The 231-nt window shown below is 52.4% G+C and carries 1 protein-coding gene; it reads left to right on the top strand.

From position 1 onward, the window contains the following. Window positions 1-220 (top strand): hypothetical protein (locus U5A58_RS40755; RefSeq protein WP_321965488.1); only part of this gene is annotated, 220 nt, incomplete at its 5' end. Between the last annotated feature and the right edge of the window lie 11 nt (window positions 221-231).

The raw sequence follows: 231 nt of genomic DNA, 5'->3' as shown, positions 1-231 counted from the left end.
AGGCGAAAGCCTTGTGGCGACTGGGTCTGCGGGTGATGGGAAGTTGAGCGGCAGGTTGAGCGATGTAAAAAAACCTGTTGACAGATCGCCGGGCAGTCTTCATAATCTCGTTTCTCTGCTGCTGATGCAGCAACGCAGAAAACGCCGGGTAGTTCAATGTTTAACGGCGCTTTCGCGATCGATCTTTAAAAATTTACAGCCGATAAGTGTGGGCGCTTGATGCGGTGGCGG

Source organism: Paraburkholderia sp. J7 (assembly GCF_905220155.1).
Classification (GTDB): domain Bacteria; phylum Pseudomonadota; class Gammaproteobacteria; order Burkholderiales; family Burkholderiaceae; genus Paraburkholderia.
This window is presented reverse-complemented; position numbering and strand designations above follow the sequence as displayed.